Annotated in this window: 12 protein-coding genes; 2 read left to right on the top strand and 10 right to left on the bottom strand. The window is 69.0% G+C overall.

Annotated elements, in window-relative coordinates:
• The 9 genes from nirD to lgt form a co-directional block, all read right to left on the bottom strand.
• Window positions 1–327, bottom strand: coding sequence for a nitrite reductase small subunit NirD (nirD, locus tag D5S08_RS12270; RefSeq protein ID WP_121118925.1), 327 nt, complete (start codon window positions 325–327; stop codon window positions 1–3).
• Window positions 324–2,828, bottom strand: coding sequence for a nitrite reductase large subunit NirB (nirB, locus tag D5S08_RS12265; protein ID WP_121118923.1), 2,505 nt, complete (start codon window positions 2,826–2,828; stop codon window positions 324–326). The genes nirD and nirB overlap by 4 nt, the downstream gene beginning before the upstream one ends.
• A gap of 212 nt (window positions 2,829–3,040) precedes the next feature.
• Window positions 3,041–4,297: a nitrate/nitrite transporter gene (locus D5S08_RS12260; protein WP_121118921.1), complete on the bottom strand. Its 1,257-nt coding sequence runs from the start codon at window positions 4,295–4,297 to the stop codon at window positions 3,041–3,043.
• Window positions 4,298–4,516: 219 nt separating this feature from the next.
• Window positions 4,517–5,728: a CmpA/NrtA family ABC transporter substrate-binding protein gene (locus tag D5S08_RS12255; RefSeq protein WP_121118919.1), complete on the bottom strand. Its 1,212-nt coding sequence runs from the start codon at window positions 5,726–5,728 to the stop codon at window positions 4,517–4,519.
• Window positions 5,725–6,306, bottom strand: coding sequence for an ANTAR domain-containing response regulator (locus tag D5S08_RS12250; RefSeq protein ID WP_121118917.1), 582 nt, complete (start codon window positions 6,304–6,306; stop codon window positions 5,725–5,727). The genes D5S08_RS12255 and D5S08_RS12250 overlap by 4 nt, the downstream gene beginning before the upstream one ends.
• Before the next feature lie 119 nt (window positions 6,307–6,425).
• Window positions 6,426–6,695 (bottom strand): DUF2171 domain-containing protein, encoded by a 270-nt coding sequence (locus D5S08_RS12245; RefSeq protein WP_121118915.1) that lies wholly within the window; start codon window positions 6,693–6,695, stop codon window positions 6,426–6,428.
• 28 nt (window positions 6,696–6,723) lie between these two features.
• The gene (locus tag D5S08_RS12240) at window positions 6,724–7,308 is read right to left on the bottom strand and encodes a hypothetical protein (RefSeq protein ID WP_121118913.1); all 585 of its coding nucleotides are present in this window, start codon (window positions 7,306–7,308) and stop codon (window positions 6,724–6,726) included.
• 98 nt (window positions 7,309–7,406) lie between these two features.
• Window positions 7,407–8,462, bottom strand: coding sequence for a class I SAM-dependent methyltransferase (locus D5S08_RS12235; protein WP_421757461.1), 1,056 nt, complete (start codon window positions 8,460–8,462; stop codon window positions 7,407–7,409).
• Entirely contained in the window at window positions 8,459–9,346 is an 888-nt protein-coding gene (gene lgt / locus D5S08_RS12230) for a prolipoprotein diacylglyceryl transferase (RefSeq protein ID WP_121119055.1), read from the bottom strand. Before lgt ends, D5S08_RS12235 begins: the two co-directional genes overlap by 4 nt.
• Window positions 9,347–9,471: 125 nt before the next feature.
• On the opposite strand from lgt, the gene D5S08_RS12225 reads away from it, so the two are divergent.
• Window positions 9,472–12,216, top strand: a complete 2,745-nt coding sequence (locus D5S08_RS12225) for a [protein-PII] uridylyltransferase (RefSeq protein ID WP_121118911.1) — start codon at window positions 9,472–9,474, stop codon at window positions 12,214–12,216.
• Here the strand turns inward: D5S08_RS12225 and D5S08_RS12220 are convergent.
• Complete coding sequence (locus tag D5S08_RS12220; protein WP_121118909.1) at window positions 12,213–12,875, bottom strand: YggS family pyridoxal phosphate-dependent enzyme; 663 nt, start codon at window positions 12,873–12,875, stop codon at window positions 12,213–12,215. The genes D5S08_RS12225 and D5S08_RS12220 overlap by 4 nt on opposite strands.
• On the opposite strand from D5S08_RS12220, the gene D5S08_RS12215 reads away from it, so the two are divergent.
• Window positions 12,874–13,404, top strand: coding sequence for a thiamine phosphate synthase (locus tag D5S08_RS12215; protein WP_241557378.1), 531 nt, complete (start codon window positions 12,874–12,876; stop codon window positions 13,402–13,404). The two genes, D5S08_RS12220 and D5S08_RS12215, sit on opposite strands and share 2 nt — an antisense overlap.
• The last annotated feature ends 63 nt before the right edge of the window (window positions 13,405–13,467 follow it).

Here is a 13,467-nt window from a genome sequence, read left to right as displayed (position 1 = left end):
TCAGGCTGCGGCCCGGATGGGGGCCGCCAGCAGGATGCGGCCGGCCTCCACCCGCACCGCCACCGTGGGCGTGCAGCCCCGGTCCGCACCCAGTGCCTCGCCCGTCTCCAGGCTGATCCGCCAGTTGTGCAGCGGACAGGCGACGGCGTGGCCGTGGATGATACCTTCGCTCAGGGGGCCATGCTTGTGCGGGCACCGATTGACCAGCGCGAAGATGCGGTCGTCGCCGGTGCGGAAGACGGCGATGTTCTCGCCATCGAGCGTTACGCTGCGGCTGCCGCGCAGGGGAATGGCATCGACCGGGCCGATATCGATCATGGGGGTCACTCCGCGGGCTCGAGTTGGCGGTGGAGATGGGCATCCGCGCCCTCGACGCGCTGGGCCCAGGGATCGTCTTGCGAGAAGCGTTGTGAATGGTGGAACCGCTCGGCCAATGCGGCGCGCTCGTCGGCATCGCCCAGCAGCCGTTCCTGGATGTAAGGCAGCCCCACCCGCTCGATCCACGGGGCGGTCCTCTCCAGATAGCGGGCGTCCTCGCGGTAGAGCTGGATGAAGGCGGCGCAATGCTCCAGCGCCTCGGCTTCCGTCGCCACCTTGCACAGCAGGTCGGTGACGCGCACCTTCATGCCGCCATTGCCGCCGACATGCAGTTCGTAGCCGCTGTCGACGCAGATGATGCCGAAATCCTTGATCGTCGCCTCCGCGCAATTGCGCGGACAACCGCTAACCGCGATCTTGAACTTGTGCGGCATCCAGCTGCCCCAGGTCATCCGCTCCGCCTGGACGCCGAGCCCGGCGGAATCCTGCGTGCCGAAGCGGCACCATTCGCTGCCGACACAGGTCTTCACCGTGCGCAGGGACTTGCCATAGGCATGGCCGCTGACCATGCCGGCGGCGTTGAGGTCGGCCCAGACGGCGGTCAGGTCCTCCTTCTTGATGCCGAAGATGTCGAGCCGCTGGCCGCCGGTCACCTTCACCATCGGCGCGTCATACTTCTCCACCACATCGGCGATGGCGCGCAGCTCGCGCGGGTTGGTGAGGCCGCCCCACATGCGCGGCACGACCGAATAGGTACCGTCCTTCTGGATGTTGGCGTGGAGGCGCTCGTTGACGAAGCGGCTCTGCTGGTCGTCCTGGTACTCGCCCGGCAATGCGCACAGCAGGTAGTAGTTCAGCGCCGGTCGGCAGCTGGAACAGCCATCGGGCGTGGACCAGTGCAGGCGCTGCATCACCTCCGGAATGGAGCGCATGCCCTGCGCCACGATTTCGCGCCGCACATCGTCATGGCCGAAGCTGGTGCAGCCGCACATGGTCTTGGGGCCACTCTCCACCGCCTCCTCACCCAGGGTCAGCGCCAGCAACGTCTCGACCAGGCCGGTGCAGGAACCGCAGCTGGCGGAGGCCTTGCAGGTCTGGCGCACGGCATCGAGGCTGGCGGCGCCCGCCTCGATGCAGCCGACCACCTGCCCCTTCGTGACGCCGTTGCAGCCGCAGATTTCCGCATCTGCCGGCAGGGCTGCAACGGCGGCATTAGGGTCCGCCTGGGCGCCCCCCGTGGCGAAGGCCTGGCCGTAGATCAGCACATCGCGCAAATCCGCGATGTCGGTGCCCTTCTTCAGCAGGTCGAAATACCAGCTGCCATCGGCGGTATCGCCATACAGCACCGCGCCGATCACCCGGTCATCGCGCAGCACCACCCGCTTGTAGATCCCGCGCGCCGCATCGCGCAGCACGATGTCCTCGCACCCCTCCCCGCCCGAGAAGTCGCCGGCGGAGAACACATCGATGCCGGACACCTTCAGCTTGGTGGAAGTGACGGAGCCGCGATAGGGATTGGCCGTGCCGATCAGCCCGTCGGCCAGGCTGCGGCACATGTCCCACAGCGGCGCGACCAGGCCATAGACCTGGCCGTCATGTTCCACGCATTCGCCCACGGCCAGCACGTTGGCGTCGCTGGTGACCATGTGGTCGTCCACCTGGATGCCGCGCCCCACCGCCAGTCCGCACTCGCGCGCCAGCTTCACCGACGGGCGGATGCCGACCGCCATCACCACCAGGCTGGCGGGGATCTCGCGCCCGTCCTTCAGCCGCACGCCTTCCACCCGGCCCTCGCCATAGATGGCGGCGGTGTCGGCCCCGGTCAGGATTACCTGGCCCCGAGCCTCCAGCGCGGATTTCAGCAGCCAGCCGGCGGCCTCGTCCAGCTGGCGTTCCATCAGGGTCGGCATCAGGTGCAGCACGGTGACCTGCATCCCGCGCAACGCCAGCCCATGCGCCGCCTCCAGCCCCAGCAGCCCGCCGCCGATCACCACCGCCGATCCGCCGGCCGCGCTGGCCGCCAGCATCGTGTCGACGTCGGTCATGTCGCGGAAGCTGATGACGCCCGGCAGGTCGTGCCCAGGCACCGGGATGATGAACGGGTCGGACCCGGTGGCGATCAGCAGCCGGTCGTAGCCGACCGTACGCCCCGATCGGCTGGTGACGGTGCGGCTCGCCCGGTCGATGGCGATAACTGGATCGCTGGTGACCAGGTCAATCGCGTTGTCGTCATACCAGCCACGCGGATTGATGACGATCTCGTCGAAGCTCTTCTCGCCCGCCAGCACCGGCGACAGCATGATGCGGTTGTAGTTTACATGAGCCTCGGCCCCGAAGATGGTGACGCGCCAGTTGCCGCCATCGCGGGCCAGCAGCTCCTCCACCGCGCGGCAGCCCGCCATGCCATTGCCGATCACCACCAGATGCTGGCGGACGCGCGGGTCGGCGAACGGCAGGTCGCCATCGCCATCCGGGTCGAGGGCCGGATCGAGGCCGGTCTGCAGGTCCATGGGCTGTGCTCCAAAACGAAAAAGGCCGCCATCCGGGCCCCGGTTTGAACCGGAGCCTGGATGGCGGCCTTGCCATCAACGATGCCTTGGCAATCCTTCGGCGGATCGTCGCGGCGCTGATATCGAGAGCGACCTTGCTCTCTTTCATGCAACTTTAGAACGATTCGGCGCCATGCTCAAGCAGAACCTTGCGCAAATCGCAGGGGGAGATGTCAGATCCGCGCCCCAGTGGACCAGCGCGCGCGCCAGTCACCCTTCACCATCAACAGGCCGACCAAGGCCAGCACGGCGAGCGCGGCGAAGACCAGGAAGCCGCCGGCAAAGCTGCCGGTAAACTGCCGCGCCACGCCCAACGAGGAAGCGAGCCAGAACCCGCCCACGCCGCCGGCCATGCCGACCAGGCCGGTCATGACGCCGATCTCCGAGCCGAAGCGCTGCGGCACCAGCTGGAACACCGCGCCATTCCCCGTGCCCAGCGCCAGCATGGCCAGTACGAACAGCGACAGCGCCGCCACCAGCGTGGAGGCGATGCTGACACCCGCCAGCGCGATGGCAGCGACCACGAACACCACCAGCAGCGCGCGGATGCCCCCGACCCGGTCGGCCAGCGCGCCGCCCATTGGCCGCACCAGCGACCCCGCGAATACACAGGCCGCCGTGCAATAGCCCGCCGCCACCGTGGTCAGCCCGAACCGGTCGGTGAAGTAGATCGTCAGCGAGGAGGCAAGGCCGGAGAAACCGCCAAAGGTGACGGCGTAGAAGCCCATCAGCCACCAGGCATCGCCACTCCTCAGCGGCGCCAGATAGGCGGTGATCGGCTTGGGCGCGGGCTGGCCCGGCGCGTCCTTCGCCATCAGCATGTAGGCGACGAATACGATCGACAGCGGGATGCAGGCAAGGCCCAGCACGGTGTTCCAGCCGAACAGCTTGGCCAGCGTCGGCGCGAACAGGGCGGCCAGCACCGTGCCCGAATTGCCCATGCCGGCCAGGCCCATCGCCTTGCCCTGGTGCTCTGGTGGATACCACCGGCTGGCGAGCGGCAGGGCGATGGCGAAGCTCGCGCCGGCGAAGCCCAGGATCACGCCCAGCACCAGCGTGCCGGCGAAGGAGTTCACCCCGAGCGTCCAGGCGCTGAGCAGGCCGCCGATCACGATCAGTTGCCCGATCGCGCCGGACCGCTTGGGGCCGATGCGATCCACCAGCAGGCCATTCACCACCCGCAGAGCCGCGCCCATCAGCGTGGGCGTGGCGACCATCAGCCCCTTCTGCGCCGGGCTGAGCGACAAGGCGGCGGCGATGTCGGGCGCCAGCGGCCCCAGGATGACCCAGACCATGAAGGCGAGGTCGAAATACAGGAAGGCGGCGATCAGCGTGGGCTTGTGCCCGCTGCGCCAGAAGCTGTCCGCCGGCGCGACGGTGAAGGGCGCGGGCGGCGATCGATCGGTGCCGTCCAGATAAGCGGTTGCCATGATGCTTCCCCCAGGCCGGCGCGAATGGCCGGATCGTGGACACGAAAAAAGCCGCAGGCCGGACAGGCACGCGGGTGCCCGTTCGGTCAGCGGCTTTGCTGCTTTTGTGCTGGTGCTGCCCGTGCCCCGCCCTTGGGGAGGTCAGCCTGTGCGTTCACGCATCATTGCGTGAACCAGGACATAATCACGCAGGCTCGCGCTGTTTGCAAGCAATCTTCGCTAGAACCCGGCCAGATAGGTGTCGATTGCCTCCGGATCGAAGACCCGCCCGTCAAAGAACCGGTCCGGCCCCAGCAGCAGCGCGCCGCCATGAGCGCCGACGCCGGTGGGCATGGCAACCGCGCCTTCCAGCTTGGCGCTGGCGCCCGGCATCACCGCACCGCTTCCCGCCAGTGCGCGGCGGTAGATGTCCGGCCGGAACACCGCGCCGGCCGCTGCCTGCGCCTCTGCCCCCGGTACCGCCTGCCCCCAGCGGACCAGTTGCGACCAGATCCACAGGGCCTGGCTGCGCCACGGGAAGTTGGCAGCCTCGCGGTGAAACAGGATCAGGTCCTCCACCGGCAGCGGCGGCGCGCCGATCCGGGGTGTGAACTGGCCGGACAGCAATCGCTCGATCAGCGCCGCCGGCATGTCGACGTAATCGGATCGGCCCAGCAAGCTGGCCAGCTGCGTGCGGTTTTCGGGCGCATCGCACCACGCTGCCGCGCGCGCCAGCGCGAGCAGCAGCCGGTCCGCCACCTCCCGATGGTCGTCCAGCCAGTCGCTGCGGAAGGCCAGCACCTTTTCCACCCCGCGCTGCCAGATGCGCGCGCCCAGCGCGACGGCCTCGGCCAGCCCTTCGGCGATGGCGGCGGCCGGCCATGGGTCGCCGGCGGTAAAGCCGTCGATCTCCCCGCCGCGCATCGCCTCCAGCATCAGCGACGGGGGCAGCACGCGCAGGGCAACGTCACGATCCGGATCGATGCCGGCGCTCGCCAGCCAGTATCGCAGCATCAGCGCATGGCTGGAGAACCGGTGCACGATGCCGATCTGCGGCTTGCGGCGATACAGGCCGATCGCGGTGGCGAAATCATGCGCGGTGGCCAGCGGATCGTTCAGGCGCGCGGCGATATCCGGGTCCAGCGCCGCGGCGAAATCCGGCCGCATTACCACCGCATTGCCGTTGACGTTCAGCTTGAACGGGGCCGCCAGCGGCGTCGGCACGCCGCCCAGTCCCAGCGTCACCGCCACGGCCAGGGGCGCCAGCATCTGCGCCGCCTGCACCTGGCCGTAGACCAGCCGGTCGCGCAGCGTGGCCCAGCTTTCGGTGCGCACCAGCTGCAGGTCGATGCCCATCTCCGCCGCGAAGCCGCATTCGCGCGCGGCGACCAGCACCGCGCTGTCGGTCAGCGGCAGAAAGGCTGCCCGGATCGTGTCGCCGGCCGTGCTCACTTCATGCCCCCCAGCAGCTCGCTGGCGGTGATCAGCGCCTCCGCCACCTCCGCCATGCGCTTGTTCCCATTCATCGCGGTGGAACGCAGCAGGGCATAGGCCTCCGGCTCGCCCAGGCCGCGCTGCTGCATCAGGATCGCCTTGGCCCGGTCGATCACCTTGCGGTCGGCCAGCTGGTTCCGCGCATCGGTCAGCTCCGCCTGCATCCGCGCAAACGCGGTGAAGCGGCGCACGGCCAGGTCCAGGATCGGCTTCACGCGATCCTTGCGCAGGCCATCCACCACATAGGCCGACACGCCGGCATCAATCGCGGCGGAGATCATCTGTTCATCCGACTGGTCCACGAACATGGCGATGGGCCGGGCCAGCGCCCGGCTGACCAGCAGCATCTCCTCCAGCGTGTCGCGGCTGGGGCTGCCCAAGTCCATCAGCACCACATCGGGCACCAACCGTTCGATGCGGCTGACGAAGGCGCCCGTCGGCGGCACGACATGGATGTCGTCATAGCCGGCTTCGCGCAGGCCGTCCTCGAGGACGGAGGCCCGGGCGCCCGTATCGTCGATGATGACAATCCGCATGTTCGCACCCGCAGCATGCGGCAGTTGACGCGCTTTGGCAACGACCCGCAGCGAACACGAAAACGGCCCGCCGCGCGCAGCGACGGGCCGTCCACTATCTTCGAAAAGCGATCAGGCGGTCAGGCCTCGCCTTCCTCTTCCTCGAACAGCTGGGCGTTGGCGGCGGTGGCGCTGAGCCGGACCTGGTCGCCTTCAACCTCGGCCACCAAGCCGAGCGAGATGAAGTGGTGGTGGCCCGAATGGGTACCTTCCGCCCCTTCGATCTGGGCACCCGAGTCCTTCTTGGTCAGCTTGATCCGGTCGCCTTCGACCTTGTCCACCGTGCCCACATGCACGCCATCGGCGCCGATGACTTCCATGTGCTCACGGATTGCGCTTGCATCTGCCATTGTCTGTGTCTCCTCAGGTTGAAAAAATTCAGGCGTCGCCGCCACGCAGGGTGGCCAGCCGCTCATCCCCGGAATCGCCGTAGCCGCGGCTGGCGCTGTCAGCCTCCGTCGCTTCGGCATCCTCGTCGGGCTCGGCCGGGGCCGGCACATCACCGGCATCGCCCTGCTCCGCGGCCTGCTGGCGCCTGGCGTCACTGCCGGCAGGGGCCTGCTCGCTCAGCGTGTCGGCATAGCTGTCATAGGCCGAGCCGCCGATGCCGGTGTCGCTTTCCCGCTTGGGGTCGGGTGTGGATGGCTGTGTCGCCTCGGCACCCCACGGCGCGGGATCGACCGTCTCCACGCTCTTTTCCTCGAAGGTCTCGGCCTTCACGCGGGAAGCGCCGGGCGCGCTCGGCTGTTCGCCTCTGGACGTCATCGAGCCGCCGCCTTGCGACTGGCTCATCCCGCCCATGGACTGGCTCTGCGCCTGCTGCTGCTGGTGCGGCTGGGTCTTGCCGGCATCGGGCTTCGGGCGCGTCTGGTCCTCGCGCGGGCCGGTCGGCTCCGGCTCGCCCGGCACGTTGTTCGGCTTCAGCGTGACATCGCGGCTGTCGTCAGGCTCATACTCGCCCATGATGCATCTCCTCGGTCGCCACGCATCACGTGCGCGGCATGTGCACAGGAGAACCGCCGGACGTGCCCACGCGTTCCGGCGGAGCACAGATGAAACGATCAGCAGCCCGCCCCATCCGGCCAGCTGGGGGCTGCCAGTGCCATCACCTTGAACAATGCGCCCATCTGCGCAGGATCCGCCAGCCGCTCAACCGCCGCGGCGAGCTCCCCGGTGCGGGCCGGGCGGCGCGCCGCCAGTTGTGCGGCCCGCGCCTCCAGCCCCAGCGCCCGCAGGAAGGCGCCCTGCTCCGCGGTGAAGCTGACCCGCGCACCTGCCTTGCGCGCCACGTCGACCAGGGTGGCGAAATCGACATGCGCGGTCAGGTCCGCTTCCGCCGGCGTCTCGAACACCGGGACCTTGCGATGGGCGCGCACGGCCTGCAGCGTCGATCCGGTGCGCGGGTGCAAATGGCCGTAATCGACGAACAGCGCGACACCGCCCTGCCGCACCAGCCGGCGGGCGACCTCATCCACGGCGGCGGCGGCGCCGGGGCAGGTCTCGATGATGGTACCCTCCGGCGCATCGACCTGTGCGGCCGGCACAGCGGCGTCCATCGGCCGGGTACCGGCGACGAACACGAACTGCCCGTCTTCATCCAGCCCGACCATCCGTTCGCGCCAGCCATCGCCCATCCGCACCAGCTGGCGCACGGGCAGCGCATCCAGGAACTCGTTGGCGAGCATCAGCAGCGGGCGGTCTTCCGGCAGCATGGCCAGATCGTCATGGAACACCGCGCCCGGCACGGCCTGCGCCTGCAGGGCGCGCAGGGCAGGCGAGCCTTCGACCAGATGCACCGGCGGACGCAGGCCCGCCCCCGCCATGGCCCGCAGCGCGTCGGCGGCCAGCGTGCCGCGCCCCGGCCCGGCCTCCACATAGGCGGCATCGGCCGGTGCGCCGGCGCGGTGCCAGGCATCGGCCAGCCACAGGCCCAGCAATTCCCCGAACATCTGGCTGATTTCCGGGGCCGTCACGAAGTCACCGGCCGCGCCAAGGGGATCGCGGCTTGCATAATACAGCGCGTTCGCCTCCCCCATGAACTGGTGGACGCCGATCGGCCCGCTGGCGGCGATCAGCCGGCGGAAGCGCTCCGCCCCGCTGCCCGAACTGCCGCTCACGCGGCGGCGGGCTGGCGGCCCCCGCCGATCTCCGGCCGGCGCAGCGCCCAGGCCATCAGCAGCACGCCGGCCAGGATCAGCGGAATGGTCAGCCACTGGCCCATGTTGAGGCCGGTTGTCTGCGGCACCCAGGCCAGCTGCGCATCGGCCTCGCGGAAGAACTCCGCGGTGAACCGGCCGAGCGAGATCAGCACCACGAAGCACCCGGTCAGCAGGCCCGGCCGCCAGCGGGCGCGCGTCTTCCAGAACAGCGGCAGCATGACCAGCACGACCACCAGCCCTTCCAGCACCGCCTCGTACAGCTGGCTGGGATGGCGCGGCAAGCCCAGCGGATCGCGCGGGAAGATCATCGCCCACTGCACATCAGTGGTCGGCCGGCCCCACAGCTCCCCGTTGATGAAGTTGGCGAGGCGACCGAACAGCATGCCGAAGCCGACCACGACAGAGACGTAATCCGTCACGCGAATGAAGCTGACGCCGCCGCGCCACGCGACATACGCCATCGCCAGCGTGGTGCCGATCAGCCCGCCATGGAAGCTCATGCCCCCGTCCCACAGGCGCAGCAGCGCCCAGGGCACCGTCTCGCTGCTGTCCCAGGACGTGAACAGCGCCGGCTGGTAGAACGCGGCATAGCCCAGCCGACCGCCCAGGATGATGCCCAGCGTGCACCAGAAGAACAGGTCGTCCACATGGCGCTGCGCCATCGGGCTGCCGGGCGCGCGCACCATCCTGGACACCTGCCAATAAGCCAGCAGGATGCCGCCGAGATAGGCCAGCGAGTAATAGCGCAAGGTGAAGAAGCCCAGTTCGATACCGGGCCTGAGGCCCAGATCTTCCCACCGGATCGCCTGCGCCGCGCCGCCTGCCAGCATTTCGATCATCATGCGCCCATCCTGTGTATCGCGGCCCGCGCCTTGGCACGGATCACCGCCCAGCAAAAGAGCGCGAGCCGCGCCAATCTGTTCGCCCATCTGTTCGCGGGGCTCCGCTTGCCCTATCCGTCACCCCCGTGAAACTGCTGCAGATACCCACCCCCCGCAAGGTGCTCGACCGCACCGCCCTGACCGACGATCTGGCCGCGCTGGTGGCGGAGCATGGCGCCGCCCGGGCTCGCCCACAGGTCGTGGCGCTGTTGCGGGCTGCGCTGGACAATGGCCGGGCGGAGCTGGCCCGTCGCCTGGCGGAAAAGCCCTCCGCCGGGCACGAAATCACGCGCGGCCATGCCTGGATGATCGATCAGCTGATCCGCGTGGTGCACGATCATGTGGTGGCGGACGTCTATCCTGCGTCGAACCGCACGCAGGGGGAGCGGCTGACGCTGATCGCGGTAGGCGGCTATGGCCGGGCGGAGATGGCGCCGCATTCGGATGTGGACCTGGCCTGCATCACCCCGGGATCCAAGGCACCCTGGTGCGAACAGGTGATCGAGGCGTTGCTGTACTTCCTGTGGGATCTGGGTCTGAAGGTCGGCCATTCCAGCCGGTCGCTGGACGAGATGGTGCGCATGGCCCGCGCCGACCTGACCATCCGCACTGCGCTGCTGGAAGGGCGGTACCTGTGGGGGGACGAGGGGCTATATGCGGAGGCGAGCCAGCGCTTCTGGGCCGAGGTGGTGCCGGGTTCCGAGACCCGCTTCGTGGCCGAGAAGCTGGCGGAACGTGCGGCACGGCACAAGCGGATGGGCGACAGCCGCTATGTCGTGGAGCCCAATGTGAAGGACGGCAAGGGCGGGCTGCGCGATCTGCAGACGCTGTACTGGATCGGCAAGTACCTGCACCAGGTGGGCAGCGCGGCGGAGCTGGTCGATGTCGGCCTGTTCTCCCCCACCGAATATCGCAGCTTCCGCCGGGCGGAAGGCTTCCTGCTGGCGGTGCGCTGCCACCTGCACACGATCACCGGCCGGGCGGAGGACCGCCTGACCTTCGACCAGCAGCGTGAGGTCGCGGCCCGGATGCGCTTCGCCGAACGGCCGGGCAAGAGCAGCGTGGAACGCTTCATGCAGCTGTATTTCCTGCAGGCGCGCCATGTCGGGCATCTGACGGGCGTGTTCCTGGCCCATTTCGACGAGGGCACCGCGCCGCGCCGCCCGTCCCGCCTGCTGGCCGCGCTGCGGCGCGATGGTCGGCAGCGGGCGGATGGCTACACGATCGTCAACGGCCGCATCGCCGCCCCGGACGACGGCTGGTTCCAGGCCGATCCGGTGCGCCTGATCGAAATCTACTGCATCGCCGAGGCCGAAGGGCTGGAGATCCATCCCGCGACCACCCGCACCATCCTGCGCGATGCGGCACTGATCAAGAGCGATGTGCGGCGCGACCCTCGGGCCAACCGGCTGTTCCTGGAGGTGCTGGCGGGCCGCAACGATCCCGAAACCGTGCTGCGCTGGATGAACGAGGCGGGCGTGTTCGGCCGCTTCGTGCGCGATTTCGGCCGCGTGGGCGCGCAGATGCAGTTCGACATGTACCACCATTACACGGTGGACGAGCACACGATCCGCGCGATCGGCCTCGTATCGCGGATCGAGAAGGGCGAACTGAAGGAGGATCACCCGCTGGCCAGCCAGCTGATCGGCCGCCTGACCCATCGCCGCGTCCTGTATGTCGCAACCCTGCTGCACGACATCGCCAAGGGGCGCGACGGCGACCATTCGGTGCTGGGGGCGGAGATCGCGCTGCGCCTGTGCCCGCGGCTGGGGCTGGACGAGGTGGAAACGCAGCTGGTCAGCTGGCTGGTGCTGCATCACCTGCTGATGAGCCACACCGCCTTCAAGCGCGACCTGACCGATCCCAAGACCATCGCGGACTTCGTGGACGTGGTACAGGATGCCGAGCGCCTGCGTCAGCTGCTGGTGCTGACCGTGGTCGATATCCGCGCGGTGGGCCCGGGCATCTGGAACAGCTGGAAGCGCCAGCTGCTGGGCGACCTGCACACCCTGGCGGAAGAGCGCATGCGCGGCGCCCCCGGCAAGCCGGGCGGCCAGCGCGTGGCGGCGAAGCAGGCCCGCGTCACCGAGCTGCTGGGCGACCGGGCGGACATCATGGAAGAGATCGGTGACCGTTTCGACGACAATTACTGGATCGCGGAGCCGGAGGACATCATCGCGCTGAACCTGCCGCATTATGCGGAGGCGAAGCGGCTGGAACATGCGCTGTCGATCCACGCGCATTACTATCCTGCGCGCGGGGCCACGCTGGTGACGGTGATAGGGGACGACCACCCCGGCCTGTTCTTCCGCATTGCCGGGGCCATCCATCTGGCCGGCGGCAACGTGATCGACGCCCGCATCCACACCACCCGGATGGGCAAGGCGGTGGACAATTTCCTGGTGCAGGATCCGCTGGGCAGCCCGTTCCGCGAACCCTACCAGCTGCAGCGGCTGGAACAGGCGATCCGCGATGCGCTGGCAGGGCGGATCGACCTGCCGCCGCAGCTGGCGCGCCGCCCGCTCTCCCACCCGCGCGCGGACAGTTTCCACGTGCATCCGCAGGTTTCGTGGGACCATGCGGCATCCGACCGGTTCACCGTGCTGGAGGTCAGCGCGGCCGACCGCCCCGCCTTGCTGAACCGGCTGGCGCGCGTGCTGTTCGAGGAACTGCTGATGGTGAACTCCGCGCACATCACCCATTATGGCGAACGCGCGGTCGACACCTTCTACGTCACCGACCTGACCGGTGCGAAGCTGCGCAATCCCGAACGGTTGGCGAAGATCGAGAAGGCGTTGCTGGCGGCGGCGAGCCAGCCGGTCCCCGTCTAGTCGCGTTCCCCGAACAGGGCGGTGCCGACCCGCACATGCGTGGCGCCCAGCATGATCGCGGTCTCGAAATCGCCGCTCATCCCCATGGACCTGCCCGGCAGGCCGTGATCACCTGCCAGCTTGTCCAGCAGGGCGAAGAACGGCGCGGGCTCGATGCCGAAGGGCGGCACGCACATCAGGCCGGCCAGCGGGATGTCGGCTTCGCGTGCCCCCGCGATCAGCGCCGGCAGCTCGGCAATCGGGCAGCCGCCCTTCTGCGACTCCGCCCCGATATCGACCTGCACGAAACACGGCACCTGCCGCCCGGCCTTGTCCATCGCCCTGGCCAGCGCCGTCACCAGGCTGGGCCGGTCGAACGAGTGGATCGCGTCGAACAGCGCCACGGCATCGTCCGCCTTGTTCGATTGCAGCTGGCCCACAAGGTGCAGCTGCGTATCCGGCCACTGGTCGCGCAGCGCGGGCCACTTGCCTTGCGCCTCCTGCACGCGGTTCTCCCCGAAGACGCGCTGACCCGCCTTCAGCAGCGGGGTGATCGTCTCGGCCGGCTGGGTCTTGCTGATCGCGATCAGCGTCACATCGCCGCGCGGGCGGTTGGCGATACGGCAGGTCTGGTCGATGCGGCCCTCGATCGTGGCCAGAAGGGTTGCGGGATCGTGCATGATCGGTGCCTATAGCCACCCCATGCGCCCGCGCCAGACCCTCCCAGCCTTGTGGCTTCTCTCCGATGCCCGCAACGATGCGGTGCTGGAACAGGCGCTTGCCAAGCTGCCGCGCGGCAGCGGGCTGGTGTTCCGCCATTACCACCTGCCGCCAGAGGAACGGCGCGCCCGCTTTGCGAAAGTGCGGCGCCTGTGCCGGGCGCACGGCCATGTGGCGGTGCTGGCGGGCGCGACCCGCTGGCCGGCGGATGGGCACTATGGCGCCAGAATGCCGGGCCGGCTCTATCTGGCAACCGTCCATTCGGCGCGGGAGATTGCCCGCGCCAATCTGGCCGGGGCCGATGCGGTGCTGCTCTCGCCGGTCTTCCCCACCCGGTCGCATCCGGGCGCGGCGACGCTGGGGCCGGTGCGCTTCCGCCTGCTGGCGCGGCTGTCATGCGCCCCGGTGATCGCGCTAGGCGGCATGGATCCGCGCGGGGCACGGGCGCTCCGCTGGCCACGCTGGGCGGCGATTGACGGGTTGAGCTGAGGGCCGCTCAGCTTGACGGGGGATCGCCCGGCTGGGATAGTGCGCACGAAAGGGGAACATTGA

Origin of the sequence: Croceibacterium ferulae, from assembly GCF_003660445.1 — a bacterium.
Classification (GTDB): domain Bacteria; phylum Pseudomonadota; class Alphaproteobacteria; order Sphingomonadales; family Sphingomonadaceae; genus Croceibacterium; species Croceibacterium ferulae.
This window is presented reverse-complemented; position numbering and strand designations above follow the sequence as displayed.

What these genes read in the sequence shown, in the direction of transcription:
- lgt (WP_121119055.1), bottom strand. Translation starts at nt 9,346, where the DNA reads ATGATGATCGAAATGCTGGCAGGCGGCGCGGCGCAGGCGATCCGGTGG.
- D5S08_RS12215 (WP_241557378.1), top strand. Translation starts at nt 12,874, where the DNA reads ATGATCGGTGCCTATAGCCACCCCATGCGCCCGCGCCAGACCCTCCCA.
- D5S08_RS12260 (WP_121118921.1), bottom strand. Translation starts at nt 4,297, where the DNA reads ATGGCAACCGCTTATCTGGACGGCACCGATCGATCGCCGCCCGCGCCC.
- nirB (WP_121118923.1), bottom strand. Translation starts at nt 2,828, where the DNA reads ATGGACCTGCAGACCGGCCTCGATCCGGCCCTCGACCCGGATGGCGAT.
- D5S08_RS12250 (WP_121118917.1), bottom strand. Translation starts at nt 6,306, where the DNA reads ATGCGGATTGTCATCATCGACGATACGGGCGCCCGGGCCTCCGTCCTC.
- D5S08_RS12220 (WP_121118909.1), bottom strand. Translation starts at nt 12,875, where the DNA reads ATGCACGATCCCGCAACCCTTCTGGCCACGATCGAGGGCCGCATCGAC.
- D5S08_RS12245 (WP_121118915.1), bottom strand. Translation starts at nt 6,695, where the DNA reads ATGGCAGATGCAAGCGCAATCCGTGAGCACATGGAAGTCATCGGCGCC.
- D5S08_RS12240 (WP_121118913.1), bottom strand. Translation starts at nt 7,308, where the DNA reads ATGGGCGAGTATGAGCCTGACGACAGCCGCGATGTCACGCTGAAGCCG.